Here is a 13,861-nt window from a genome sequence, read left to right as displayed (position 1 = left end):
GGAGGTGTCGTCATGCTGGGGCGCGTCTAGAACATTTCGACGCCGCATGCACGGGCCAGATGATCTGTCACGGTGGCGCATTACATTGTGGTAATCGACGGGAAACCGCTTCCGCACGGCAAAGCCACAAGCTAATCAACCGTTGATGACAACACGGTCGGGCATTGCGCCCTGCCTACAGCGCGGCGTCTCCTCCCGCCGAGCATCGCACCAAAGGACACGACATGGCGCAGACCATGACCGCTTTTCGCAGCCTGATGATGGTCGGAGCGGCCTTTGCCGTCGTCGCCTGCAGCGGCGGCGAGGAAAAGGCCGAGGCCCCAAAATCCCGACAGACGGTGACGGCCGCCACGGTGACCCAGACCTCCCTGCCGCGTCAGGTCGACGCCTCCGGCAGCGTCTCGGCCTGGGAGGAGGTCCCCGTCGGGGCCGAGGCCGGGGGCCTGACCGCCACGGCCGTGCTGGTCGACGAAGGCAGCTATGTGCGCCAGGGCCAGGTGCTGGTGCAGATGAACGACGACCTGCTGCGGGCCCAGGTCCGGCAGGCTCAGGCTCAGGTGCAGACGGCCCAGGCCAATCTGGCGCGCGACGATGCGGCCCTGGCCCGCGCGCAGGAGCTGAAGGAACGCGGCTTCCTCAGCCAGGCGTCGCTGGATACGGCCCTGGCCAACCAACGCTCGTCCTCCGCCAGTCTGGCGGCCGCCCAGGCGGCTCTGTCAGAGATCCGCACCCGGCTGGGTCAGGCGACGGTGCGGGCCCCGGTGTCGGGTCTGATCGCCAGCCGTAGCGTGACGCGCGGCCAGATCATCGGGGCGGGAACCGAGCTGTTTCGCATCGTCCGCGACGGGCGTCTGGAACTGGATGCGCGCGTGCCCGAGGCCGAACTTCTGCTGGTCCGCCCCGGTGCCCCGGCCACCATCGTCGGGGATCAGTCCGGCCGCACGACCGGGACAGTGCGCATCGTGACGCCGGAAGTTGATCCGCAGACCCGGCTGGGGGTCGCCCGCATCGCCCTGGCTCCCGGCGGATCGCTGCGGCCCGGCATGTATGCCCGCGCCACCATCGACGTGGGTGCCGCCCCCGGGCTCAGCATTCCGTCCGCCGCCATCGTGTATCGCGAAGGCAAGCCCGGCACCTATGTGATCGGCACCAATGAGGCCGTGCGCTTCGTGCCCATCCAGACCGGGGCCCGTGTCGGGCAGGCGGTCGAGGTCACGTCAGGCCTTCAAGCTGGCCAGCGCGTCGTGGTCGATGGCGCAGGCTTCCTAGGCGAAGGCGATCTGGTGCGGATTGCGCCCCCGACCCCGGCCCGTCCGGTTCAGGCTGCCGCGCCCAAGAAGGCGGACTAGGTCGTGAACTTCAACAACATCTCGTCCTGGTCGATCCGGAACCCGATTCCGATCGTGCTGCTGTTCATCGTCCTGACGGTGGCGGGCACGCTCAGCTATTTCAGGCTGCCGACCAACAACTTCCCCAACGTCGACCTGCCCGTCGTGGCCGTGTCGGTGGTCCAGTCCGGAGCCGCTCCCACCGAACTGGAAACCCAGGTCACCCGCCTGGTCGAGGACGCCGTCGCCGGCCTGGGCGAGGTCGACGACATCAACTCGACCATCAGCGATTCCGTTTCGACGACCTCCATCACCTTCAACCTGGGTGTCGATCTGGAGAAGGCGACCAACGACGTTCGTAACGCCATTGCCGGCATCCGCCAGAACCTGCCCGCCGACGTTCAGGAACCGATCGTCCAGCGCATCGAGTTCACCCAGCTGCCGATCGCCACCTATGTGGTGCGCGCGCCGGGCATGAACCCGGAGGAGCTGAGCTGGTTCGTCGACAACACTGTCGCCAAACGCATGCTGTCGATCGAAGGCGTCAGCCAGGTCAGCCGCGACGGCGGGGTCGCCCGCGAAATCCGCATCAAGCTGGACCCCGAGAAACTGGCCGCCCAAGGCGTCAGCGCAGCGGCCGTTTCGAACCAGCTGCGGGCCAGCAACATCAACCTGCCCGGCGGGCGGGGCGAGGTCGGTGGCACCGAACAGGCGATCCGCACGCTCGGCTCGGCCCCGTCGGTCGAGGCCCTGCGCGAGACCCTGATCCCGGTCGCGGGCCGGTCCGTCCGGCTGGGCGACCTGGGCGAGATCAGCGACGAATGGTCAGAGGCGCGCGGCCGTGCCCGGTTCAATGGCGAGGAAGTCGTCGGCTTCTCCGTCAGCCGCTCCAAGGGCTCGTCCGAGCTCGACGTCTACGAAGCCACCAAGGCCGAGATCGAAAAGCTGGACGACGAACTGCCGGACGTCACCATCGCCCAGGTCACCAACACCACCCAGGATGTGATCAACAACTTCCACGCCTCGGTCGAGGCTCTGGTGCTGGGCGCGGGCCTGGCGGTGCTGGTCGTGCTGATCTTCCTCAGGGACTGGCGCGCGACCTTCATCGCGGCCGTGGCCATGCCCCTGTCGCTGATCCCGACCTTCCTGATCATGGACCTGACGGGTCAGTCGCTGAACGTCGTGACCCTGCTGGCGCTGTCGCTGACCATCGGCATCCTGGTGGATGACGCCATCGTCGAGATCGAGAACATCGTCCGGCACATACGCGACGGCAAGCCCCCCTATCCGGCGGCCATCGAGGCGGCGGACGAGATCGGCCTGGCCGTTATCGCGACGACCGCGACCCTGATCGCCGTCTTCGCGCCGACCGGCTTCATGCCGGGAGTCGTGGGTCAGTTTTTCAAGAGCTTCGCCATCGCGACCTGCGTCAGCGTCTTCTTCTCGCTGGTCGTCGCGCGGACCCTGACCCCCCTGATGAGCGCCTATATGCTGAAGGCGAACCAGGGCAAGGAACACCGCGACCCCGCCTGGATGACCGCCTATCTGCGGCTGCTGCGTTGGGGGCTGGGCCATTCCGGCTCGCCCCAGCTGAAGGCGGATCGCGCCCAGCGGCGAGGCGGCTTCTTCCGGCGGCATATCCTGTGGCGGCTCTTTGACCATCGTCTGTGGGTCATGGGTCTGGGGACGCTGTTCTTCATCTTCTCGATCTTCCTGGCCTCGCGCCTGCCGTTCGAGTTCATTCCAGTCGAGGACGTCTCGCGCTCCAGCGTCAGCGTGCAACTTCCGCCCGGCGCGACCCTGGCCGAGACCGATGCGGTGGTGCAGCGCGCCACGGCGGCCCTGACGGAACGGCCCGAGGTCAAGTCGGTCTATGCCTCCATCGGCTCGGCGACCACCAGCTTCGGCCCGGGCGGCGGCTCAAGCGCGGGCGAGGTTCGCCGCGCCAGCATGACCATCAATCTGGTCAAGAAGAACGAGCGCGACATTCGCCAGCAGGCCTTCGAACAGGAAATGGGGCCGATCCTGCGCCAGATCCCCGGTGCCCGCGTCCAGTTCGGCGTCGAGGGCGGCGGGGGCGGTCAGGTGTCCATCTCTCTGGTCGGTGACGACGGGGCCGTGCTGGAGGATGCGGCGGCGGCGGTCGAGCGTCAGATGCGCGACATTCCCGGCCTGTCCAACGTGATCTCTTCGGCCGCCCTGGTGCGTCCGGAAATCCTGATCACGCCCAAACCCGACATCGCCCAGCAGGGCGTCACGGCCTCGGATATCAGTTCCGTCGCGCGGGTCGCGACCTTGGGCGATGCCGATCAGCTGCTGCCCAAATTCAATCTGGGCGACCGTCAGGTGCCCATCCGGGTCATGCTGACAGAGGATTCGCGTGCCGACCTGGGCATCATCGAGAACCTGCAGGTGCCGACCGCGTCCGGCGCAGCGGTGCCCCTGTCATCCGTGGCGGATATCAGCTTCGGAGCCGGCCCAAACCAGTTGACCCGTCTGGATCGCCTGCGCGTGGCGACCCTGACGGCGGAGCTGAACGGCATCACCTTGGGTCAGGCCTCGGAACGGGTGAATGCCCTGCCCGCCATGAAGGCCCTGCCCAATGGGGTCAGCCAGGCGGTGTCGGGAGAGCTGGAAAACCTTCAGGAGACGGCGTCGGGCTTCATCTTCGCCATCGTGACGGGCATCCTCTTGATGTATCTGGTGCTGGTTCTGCTGTTCAAGAGCTTCTTCCACCCGATCACCATCCTGACCGCATTGCCGGTGTCGTTCGGCGGGGCCTTCTTCCTGCTGCTGGTGACCGGCAAGGCGCTGTCGATGCCAGCCCTGATCGGCATCATCATGCTGACCGGGATCGCGGCCAAGAACTCCATCCTGCTGGTCGATTATGCGATCATCGCCATGGAGCGGGGGCTGAACCGCTATGACGCCATCGTGGACGCGGCGCACAAGCGGGCCCAGCCGATCATCATGACGACCCTTGCCATGGGTCTGGGCATGCTGCCTATCGCCCTGGCCATCGGCGAAGGGACGGAGTTCAGATCGCCTATGGCCATCGCGGTCATCGGCGGGCTGATCACCTCCACGGCTCTGTCGCTGATCTTCGTTCCGGCGGCCTTCAGCCTGATCGACGGTGCCAAGACGCGCGTGGGCGGGCGACTAGGCCGCATGTTCCATCATCAGCATGGCGAACCGCCTAAAGACGTTCCGGCCGAATAGGCCTGGCGGTGATCTTGAGGGGCCGCACCGGGTACGGCTTGCGGCTACCTGCCCTGGCCGATCCGTCTGGCTTGCGCTGACCGGCCGCGGCTGGTGCAGGCCTTACCGATGCCGCGATCGAAAGCTGCACGCCTGTCGATGCGGGCCGCCTGACGGTCATTGGTGTGATCTGGACGACCGTGGTCGCCACGCAAGGCGCGCGGGGCCTTCAGCCGCGCCGGCCGCATGACCTACGAGCAGCGATTTACCGTTCAACTCCACCGCACGAAAAAGCCGGCCGGGGTTTCCCCCGACCGGCTCTTTTTCGAAACCTCCGCGGAGGCCGTGATCAGTATTTGAAGCGCAGGGTCGCGCCATAGGTGCGCGGGGCACCCAGGAAGGCGTTGTAGGTCTGGGTGTCGCGAGCCTGGTTGTAGAAGGTGCCAGGGTTGCTGGTTCCCGCGCCCTGCACCGTCGTCTGGAAGGCGGTGCCTTGCAGGGGGCCGTTGTAACCGACCTGCAGATACTCTTCGTCGGTCAGGTTCTGCGCCCAGAACTCCACCGTCCAACGCTCGTCCTCGCTGCCGAGGGTGATGCGACCGTTGACGGTGGTGAAGGCGTCCTGAAGCTTGAACGGCGAGAGGTCGGAACCAGTGTTGTATTCCGACATGTACTTGCCGGCCAGGCTGAACCCGCCACGCAGCCCATTACCCAGATTGCGTTCGAAGTTGACCGACAGCGAGGCCGAATACTCCGGCGCGAACGACGGGCGCGAGCCGGGCAGCAGCGAGGCGGCCGGGAAGTTGTTCGGGTCCACTAGATCGGCAGCCGTGAACACACCGTACTCGGCATCCGTATAGGTCAGACCGCCCTGGAAACTCAGGCCTTCGACCGGGGTGAACCAGACCATGTCGGCGTCGATGCCGCGCGAGGTCAGTTCCGGGATCGGCTCGACCGTGAAGCCCACGCCGTTGAAGGTGTTCAGCTGGAAGTTTTCGAATGTCTGATCGAAATAGGTGACATTCAGCAGCAGGGTGCGGTCCAGCAGCGTCATCTTGGCGCCGAGTTCGTAGCTGTCCACGTACTCGGATGGGAAGAACAGCGTCGATACGGGCGTGATGGTGCCGGTGCGATGCACGCGGTCCAGGTTGTAGCCAAAGCTCTTGTAGCCGCGCGCGTACGAGCCATAGAACATGACCGAGTCGTTCAGGCGGTAGGCCGCCTTGAAGGTGCCGGTCAGCTCGCTGTCGTCCGTGCTTTCGGCGATCGGGCGGTTGTTGAAGGCGCTGTTGGTGAAGGGCAGGCAGAAGACCCCCAGAATTCCGCCGGCGGCTGCGGCCTGCTGAGCCGGTGTGCCGGTCGGCAGCAGCGCCTGGCCGATGGCTCCGGCGTTGCCTTGCGCAGCGCTGCAGGTGTTGCCGTTGCCATTGATGTTCTGTTGCAGCGCATCGAGGGACTTGTCGTCCATCGTGTAGCGAAGGCCCAGGGTCAGTTCGAGCTGGTCCGTGACACGCCAGGTATTGTTGGTGAACAGGGCGATAGAGGTCGATTCCTGATCGTAGGTGTCGCGGTACCCTTGGCCGAGAGTGAAGCCGGGGCCGCTCGGAGCGACGGCGCCATAGAGGCAACCGCCCAGGCCAGCGGCCGTTTGTCCTGCCGACGTGAAGCACCCGACGCGGCCTGGATTGATCGGGATTGGGCCAGGGCCGTTCGGCGGCCCGGGTACGGCTTGCGTCTGAGCGTTAAGGTTCGCGGTCAGCAGCAGGGAGATGTACGGCGTGTAGTCGGCACCGAAGTACCAGCTGTCGTCGCGCGTGATGTCTTCCTTGGTCGCGAACAGACCCACCAGCCAGTCGAAACGGTCGGTCTGACCCGCCAGGCGGAATTCCTGGGTCAAGTTTTCGACAGCATAGCCATTGTCCTCGTCCTGGACGCGATAGGCGATGTCGGCACCGGTGTAGTCGATGTCCTGACCCAGTTCGGTCGACCAGTCACGCCACGAGGTGACGGAGGTCAGGGTCGCACCACCGAACATCGACGGCATGTCGAAGTTGGCTTCCAGCGAGACACCCTTGTCATTCACTTCCTGGCCGGATTCGCGGTTGGCGAAGGCGGTGCGCGAGAACGGCAGGGGCGCGAAGCCCGCTGCGGGCGGACGCGCGCCGGACCCGACCGAAAGCGAATCGATGAAGGCTTGGGTGGGGCCGGACCGGATCTGCACGCCGGTGCAGCAATATTCGTCGCGCGAGGTGTAGTCGGCGATCAAGCGGAAGGAGGTGTTGTCGTTCGGCAGCCACAGCAGCTGACCGCGGACGGCCCCGAAGTCCTGGTTCTGGTCGTCCCGGTTGGCGCGGGGACCGTCGCCGATATCGACATTGTAAAAGCCGTCACGGACGCGACGGGCGCCGTACAGGCGGAAGGCTAGGGTGTCGCTGATGGGGCCGGTGACCGAACCCGACACACCCATGGTGCCGTAGTTGCCGACCGTGCCTTCGGCATTGAAGCCGGGCGTGAAGGACGGCGCTTCGGTGATGATGTTGATGACGCCGGCCGAGGTGTTCTTGCCGAACAGGGTGCCTTGCGGGCCCTTCAGAACCTCGATGCGGCTCAGCTCGCCCAGATCGCCGAAGCCGACAGAGTTGCGCGAGCGATAGACGCCGTCGATGACCACGCCAACGGAGCTTTCCAGGCCCGGGTTGTCACCCACGGTGCCAACGCCGCGGATACGGGCGGTGGTCGACGCTTCCGACGAGGTCGAGGTCACGGTCAGGCCCGGCGTCAGGATCTGCAGGTCCTTGATGTCGCGCACACCCGCATCGTTCAGCGTCTCGGCCGACAGGCTGGTAACCACGATCGGCACGTCCTGAAGATTCTGCTCCCGCTTCTGGGCGGTGACGATGATGTCGTCGATGGTGGCCGGGCCGTCCTGCTCGACCGACTGGGCAGAAGCCACACCGGCGAAACCGAAGGCCACGGCACCGACGACGGCGACGGAGGCTGTGGAACGAAGCAGATTGGTAAGGCGCATATGGCTTCCCCGACATTATGCCGGGCCCCGCATTCAGCGGTCGCCGCGGCGTTTCCTGATCCCTGGACCGCGCTCTTCTGATGGAACGCGGAAAGTCCAACCTTTTGGGTAAGCCTATCCCGAGTCAGCGACAAGCAGCCGCACATCATCACGACACATTTCAACCGCGTGCGTCGCCAAACTGTGACGCAAAAGCGACAGAAAACGATGACCTTAGGTCAATATTCGCCTAACTGGCGTCAGCATCCGTGTGGGCTGCGGCCAATTTCTTGCGTCGCGCGCCCGCGATGGCGAGCACGATCGCGCCAGCCACGGCGGACAGGCAGGAGCCGCCGAGAACGCCCAGCTTGACCTCGACCTGCTCAACCGAATCGATCGCGCCAGGAAAGGCCAGAACGCCAATGAACAGGCTCATGGTGAAGCCGACCCCGCAGAGCAGGCTGACACCATAGACCTCCAGCCAGGTCGAGTTGGTCGGCTTGGCTCCCAGCTTCAGCGCCGAGGCCAGCCACGCCATGCCGAATACGCCGATCTGCTTGCCGACGAATAGGCCCAGCGCAATTCCGATCACTAGGGGAGCCATCGCCTGATCCAGCGACAGGCCGGCGAAGCTGACGCCCGCCTTGGCGAAGGCGAACAGCGGCAGGACCAGGAAGGCGACATAGGGGTGCAAATCGTGCATCGCCTCCTTCAGAGGGCTCTGGTTGTCGCATTTGCGCGGCTCGACCGGCACGATCAGGGCGAAGGCGACGGCCGTCAGTGACGTCGACAGACCGGCCAGCACCGTCAGATACCAGACCACCGCAAAGCCCAGCACCCAGAAGGGGGCCGGGACCCGAACCATACGCGCCCCTATCGCCCCTGCTGCCAACAAGGCCGCAACGCCGGCCAGCGGCACCCATTCGATACCGGACGAGAACAGCACGGCGATCAGGGCGATCGCCCCCAGGTCATCGACGATGGCCAGGGTCAGCAGGAACACCCGCAGCGACGAGGGAAGCTTCTTGGCAGCGACGGCGAATACCGCCAACGCAAAGGCGATATCGGTGGCCAGCGGGATGGGCCAGCCTTCATGCGGACCTGCCGCCAGTCCGGACACCAGAAGATAGACCCCGGCCGGAGCCAGCATGCCGCCGATGGCCGCCAGGACCGGCGTCGCCAGCTTGCGCGGATCGCTTAGCTCGCCCTTCAGTATCTCGTATTTGATCTCCAGCCCCACGACCAAGAAGAAGATCGCCATCAGACCTTCCTTGATCCAGTCGGAAATGGTCAGTTCGAGCATCAGCGGCCCGACCTGCAGGACATGCTCGCTCTTCAGCCAGTAGAAGTATCCGTAGGCCAAAGGCGAGTTGGCCACGATCAGGGCCGCGACAGCCGCCAGCCCAAGCACAAGGCCCGACGCCGCCTCGGTCTTGAGGAAGTTGAGTGTATTGATCGTGATCCTGCGCGCCACGTCGGCCTCCAATGGAAAAGGTCTGTACGTGGCACCGGGTTATCGACGGGTGCCGGACCGGGTTCGCGCATCGGCGCCGGCCTGGCCGGGACAAGCCCGACCTGATGTCTGCCGTTACCTTAACGCACCGCACCATACGATCAACCGGCTGGGTGGTTGCGCATGACCCTTGCAGGTCGCATCTGCGGCCGATGCCCGTTTCGCCCGCCTATCGCCCCGATCCGCAGTTCGCAGCATTGGGGCCCGAGTTCGGCGATCCGGTTCAGGCCGCCGATTTTTCGCAGACCCGCCTGCGCATCCGGAACGACCGTGCCGCAGGCACGGTCGGGCTGGATACCCTCTCCGACGCCGAGTGGATCGCGCATTTCGGACGGTTCGAGCCCCTTCCCGGTCAGCCCGAGCCGATCGCGATGCGCTATCACGGGCACCAGTTCAGGCACTACAATCCCGACCTCGGCGACGGCCGAGGATTCCTCGCGGCCCAGATGCGCGAGACACCCCGCGTTCAAGCAGAGAGCGACGGCGTCGCGAGCGATAGCGCCCCAAGACAGAGACTGCTCGACCTGGGCACCAAGGGCTCCGGCACCACCCCCTGGTCACGCGGTGGCGACGGACGGCTGACGCTCAAAGGCGGCGTGCGCGAAGTGCTGGCCGCCGCCATGCTGGAGGCGCAGGGTGTGCCGACCAGCCGGGCCCTGTCGCTGATCGAAACCGGTGAGGCATTGGAGCGTGGCGACGAACCGTCACCGACCCGGTCTGCCGTCCTCGTGCGGCTGTCGCACAGTCACATCCGGTTCGGCACCTTTCAGCGCGCGGCCTATCTGAACCGGCCGGACATGATCGAGACCCTGGTCCAGCATGCACGTGGCCTCTACCACCCCGGCGTCACGGCGGGAGACACGCCGGTCTTCTATGCCTCCGTCGTCCAGGCTTCGGCCCGGCTGGCGGCGCGGTGGGTCGCGGCGGGCTTCGTCCACGGCGTGCTGAACACCGACAATCTGAACGTCACGGGCGAGAGCTTCGACTACGGCCCCTGGCGTTTCCTGCCGTCGTATCAGCCCGACTTCACCGCCGCCTATTTCGACCAGACCGGCCTCTATGCCTTCGCCCGCCAGCCGGAGGCCGTCTTCTGGGCCCTGACCCAGTTGGGCGGCGCGTTAAAACTGGTAGCCGAGGCCGAGCCGCTGACAGATGCCCTGAACGGCTTTGGCCCCGCCTATATCCGCGAACTGCGCGCGGCTTTCTTGGAAAGACTGGGCGTCCTCAGCCTGGGCGAGGCCGCGGATCAACGACTACTGGATGCGACCCTGGCCCTGCTCAAGGAAGGCGGCGAGGCCCTGCGCTGGGAGCCGCTGTTCCACGACTGGTTCACCGGCTTCGCGTCATCGGCCCGGGCGCTCGGCGGTCCGCGCGGCCAGTTGTATCAGGGCGAGGCCTTCGACGCTTTCCGCTTTGCTCTGTTCGAACACACGCCGGACCGCCCCGAACGTCTGGAACACCCTGCATTCGCCCGACCCGAGCCGGAAGAGATGCTGATCGAAGAGGTCGAGGCGATCTGGGCAGACATCGCCGATCGCGACGACTGGTCAGCCCTATATGCCAAGCTGGATCGGATCGAACAGGCCCGTCAGGCGCGCCTCTGACCGCCGTCTCCGTGCGGCATTTCCGCCGCCAGAAACAATAAGTCATCAGCTGATGTCATCTGTTGATGACAAATCGCACAAGCGCGGCTATAAAACCCTTGCGAACCGGCGGGCTCAATCCGATATCGCGACTGTTACCAATAAAGAAGCGAGCGCCCTCCCCGGCGTATAATCACATGACCTCTCAGGTTCTGACCCCCGCCCGATCGCGCCTGTTCGCGAGTTATCGCAACCTCACCCTGTGGACGCTGCAGGGCTGGCTGGCGATGTTCTTCGCCGCCGCCGGCTATGCCAAGCTGACCGAGCCGATGGCCAATCTGGTCCAGTTGATGAACTGGCCCGCGCTGGTGCCCTCCAATATGGTGCGCGGTCTGGGCGTGGCCGAGATCGTTCTGGCGATCCTGCTGCTGGCCCCGGTCGTGTCCTGGAAGCACGGGCGTCCGCTGATGCTGACCGCCGCCGCCGGGCTGCTGGCGCTGGAGACGATCATGCTGGCGGTCCATGCCCTGGGTCTGGAAGTCGGGCCCGCGGTGACCAACGCCATACTGATCGCCATGACCGTGCCCGTGTTGTGGTTCCGGGGTCGCGAGGTCCGCTAGGCTTTCGGCTTCGCCGCGCGGCATCGGTCAGAGCACACCTTCACCTGATCCCAGTCCCGCGCCCACTTGCGCCGCCAGCTGAACGGCAGGCCACAGACCGCGCATACCTTGCTGGGCAGGTCGCGCTTGGCGGTACCGGCATCGTTGACGTGTTTGCGGGCCATTGTCGCATCCCTACCATCCTCAGCGCGCCAAGGCTTCCCTTTACGTGCACGTCAAGTTATGACGTTCGCCATGGCGACCGCCGACGATCATCGCACCTACTCCATCCGCCAGTTGTGCCGAGAGTTCGGCGCGACGGCGAGAGCCCTGCGCTTCTACGAGGACAAGGGCTTGTTGACCCCTGCGCGCAAGGGTCAGACCCGCGTCTATGACGCCCGCGACCGGGCGCGGCTGAAGCTGATCCTGCGCGGCCGCCGCATCGGTTTTTCCCTGGTCGAGATCCAGCAGATGCTCGATCTGTACGATCACGACGACCATAACACCCATCAGATGGCCGTGGCCCTGCGTCGCCACCGCGCCCAGATCGCCGCCCTGAAGCAACAGCGCGAAGACCTGAACGCCGCCATCGAAACCGCCGAGGAAGCCTGCGCCGTCATGGAGCGCAAGCTGGGCGAATACCGCCCCGACCTGCTGCCGGGCGCCGAAGAATATGCCAGCCTGCTGAAGGCGCGCATGAACCCCGACCACACCCTTCACCCCTTCAAAGCGAGAGCCTGACCCATGGCTTACAAGGCCCCCGTCCGCGACCTGACCTTCATCCTGAACGAGGTTCTGGAGATCGATCGCTACGCCAACCAGCCCGGTTTTGCCGACGTCTCGTCCGATCTGGTCGGCCAGATTCTCGAAGAAGGGGCCAAATTCGCCGAGGAAGTCATCGCCCCGATCAACCACTCGGGCGACAAGGAAGGCTGCCATTGGGACAATGGCGTGGTCACGGGCCCGAAGGGCTGGAAGGAAGCCTACAAGGCCATGGTCGAGGCGGGCTGGCCCGCCCTGGCCGCCGATCCGGCCTATGGCGGACAGGGCATGCCCGCCGTGGTGTCGATGGCCTTCGGCCAGTTCACCGCCGCCGCCTCTGCCGCCTTCTCCATGTATCCTGGCCTGACCGCCGGGGCCTATGCCGGCATCCATGCCAATGCCTCGGAAGAGCTGAAGACCAAATACCTGCCCAAGATGGCCACCGGCGAGTGGGGCGGGACGATGAACCTGACCGAGCCCCAATGCGGCACGGACCTGGGCATGGTGCGGACCAAGGCGGTCCCACAGGGCGACGGCACCTACAAGATCACCGGCCAGAAGATCTGGATCTCGGCCGGCGAGCACGACTTCACCGACAACATCATCCACACCGTCCTGGCCCGCGTCGAAGGTGCGCCCGCCGGGATCAAGGGCCTGTCGCTGTTCCTGGTGCCCAAGGTCATGGTCAATGACGACGGCAGCCTGGGCGAGCGCAACTCGCTGATGTGCGCGGGCCTGGAGCACAAGATGGGCATCCACGGCAACGCCACCGCCGTCATGCAGTACGACGGTGCCACCGGCTGGCTGATCGGCGAGGAAGGCCGGGGCATGAACAACATGTTCGTGGTCATGAACGAGGCCCGCCTGGGCACCGGCCTGCAAGGCCTGGCCATCGGTGACGCCGCCTATCAGGCCGCCGTCGAGTTCGCCAAGGACCGCCTGCAGGGCCGCAGCCTGACCGGGCCGAAGAACCCCGACGGGCCCGCCGACAGCATCCTGGTTCACCCCGACGTGCGTCGCATGCTGATGGAGGCCAAGGCCTTCGTCGAAGGGGGCCAGGCCTTCATCCTGTGGACCGCCCTCCAGGCCGACCTGCAACGCTCCGAAGACGCCGCCGAGGCGCAGAAGGCCCATGACTACATGGGCCTGATCACCCCGGTGCTGAAAGCCTATCTGACCGACAAGGGCTTCCACGTCGCCAGCCTGGCCATGCAGGTCCACGGCGGCAGTGGCTACACCGAGCATTTCCAGGCGTCGCAGTACCTGCGTGATGCGCGGATCACCATGATCTACGAAGGCACCAACGGCATTCAGGCGCTGGACCTGGTGGGCCGCAAACTGCCGTCAAATGGTGGCCGCGCCATCATGAGCTGGTTCGCCGACATCGACGCCTTTGTGGCTGAAAATGGCGGCGAAGGCCCCGTCCAGCCCTTTATCGAAGGTCTGGCCGACGCCAAGAAGAAGCTGCAGGAAGCGACGATGTGGCTGATGCAGAACGGCATGGCCAATCCCGACAATGCCGGTGCCGCCTCGACCGATTACCTGAACCTGTTCGGCATCACCGCCCTGGCCTACCTCTGGGCCCAGATGGCCAAGGCCGCGCAGGCCAAGATCGACGCCGGTTCCGACGATCCCTTCTACGCCAACAAGATCGCCACCGGCCGCTATTTCGTCGAACGCATCCTGCCCGACGCCCACGCCCACCTGGCCAAGATGAAGACCGGCGCAGACGTTCTGATGGCGCTTCCGGCGGAGGCGTTTTAGAGCCGCACAGTAGTTCTCCCTCCCCCCTCGGGGGAGGGTGGTCGCCGCGTAGCGACGACCGGGTGGGGAGGGCTCGGCCACACAGCCGCCCTCCCGTCGCCCAGCCC

General features: G+C 65.6%; 9 protein-coding genes. 6 read left to right on the top strand and 3 right to left on the bottom strand.

Annotated features, from left to right (window positions below; genetic code table 11):
* Positions 1–236 precede the first annotated feature (236 nt).
* On the top strand, positions 237–1,349 hold the full coding sequence (locus JHC81_RS10740) for an efflux RND transporter periplasmic adaptor subunit (RefSeq protein ID WP_292174381.1): 1,113 nt from the start codon (positions 237–239) through the stop codon (positions 1,347–1,349).
* A gap of 3 nt (positions 1,350–1,352) precedes the next feature.
* Complete coding sequence (locus JHC81_RS10735; RefSeq protein ID WP_292174379.1) at positions 1,353–4,547, top strand: efflux RND transporter permease subunit; 3,195 nt, start codon at positions 1,353–1,355, stop codon at positions 4,545–4,547.
* Between the two features lie 328 nt (positions 4,548–4,875).
* On the opposite strand, the gene JHC81_RS10730 is transcribed toward JHC81_RS10735, so the two are convergent.
* On the bottom strand, positions 4,876–7,554 hold the full coding sequence (locus JHC81_RS10730; protein ID WP_292174375.1) for a TonB-dependent receptor: 2,679 nt from the start codon (positions 7,552–7,554) through the stop codon (positions 4,876–4,878).
* A 229-nt stretch (positions 7,555–7,783) separates the two neighbouring features.
* A complete protein-coding gene (gene nhaA, locus JHC81_RS10725) occupies positions 7,784–9,007 on the bottom strand; it encodes a Na+/H+ antiporter NhaA (protein WP_292174371.1) in 1,224 nt (407 codons plus the stop codon).
* Between the two features lie 191 nt (positions 9,008–9,198).
* Here nhaA and JHC81_RS10720 point away from each other — a divergent pair, with 191 nt between their 5' ends.
* A complete protein-coding gene (locus JHC81_RS10720; protein WP_292174369.1) occupies positions 9,199–10,650 on the top strand; it encodes a protein adenylyltransferase SelO in 1,452 nt (483 codons plus the stop codon).
* Between the two features lie 176 nt (positions 10,651–10,826).
* Complete coding sequence (locus JHC81_RS10715; protein WP_292174365.1) at positions 10,827–11,249, top strand: DoxX family protein; 423 nt, start codon at positions 10,827–10,829, stop codon at positions 11,247–11,249.
* Here JHC81_RS10715 and JHC81_RS10710 read toward each other — a convergent pair.
* Positions 11,246–11,413, bottom strand: coding sequence for a DUF2256 domain-containing protein (locus JHC81_RS10710; protein WP_292174362.1), 168 nt, complete (start codon positions 11,411–11,413; stop codon positions 11,246–11,248). The two genes, JHC81_RS10715 and JHC81_RS10710, sit on opposite strands and share 4 nt — an antisense overlap.
* Positions 11,414–11,483: 70 nt before the next feature.
* Here JHC81_RS10710 and JHC81_RS10705 point away from each other — a divergent pair, with 70 nt between their 5' ends.
* Entirely contained in the window at positions 11,484–11,969 is a 486-nt protein-coding gene (locus tag JHC81_RS10705; protein ID WP_292174359.1) for a MerR family DNA-binding transcriptional regulator, read from the top strand.
* 3 nt (positions 11,970–11,972) lie between these two features.
* On the top strand, positions 11,973–13,754 hold the full coding sequence (locus JHC81_RS10700) for an acyl-CoA dehydrogenase C-terminal domain-containing protein (RefSeq protein ID WP_292174356.1): 1,782 nt from the start codon (positions 11,973–11,975) through the stop codon (positions 13,752–13,754).
* Positions 13,755–13,861 lie beyond the last annotated feature (107 nt).

It is taken from the genome of Brevundimonas sp. (genome assembly GCF_016463295.1).
In the GTDB taxonomy this organism is placed as follows: domain Bacteria; phylum Pseudomonadota; class Alphaproteobacteria; order Caulobacterales; family Caulobacteraceae; genus Brevundimonas.
This window is presented reverse-complemented; position numbering and strand designations above follow the sequence as displayed.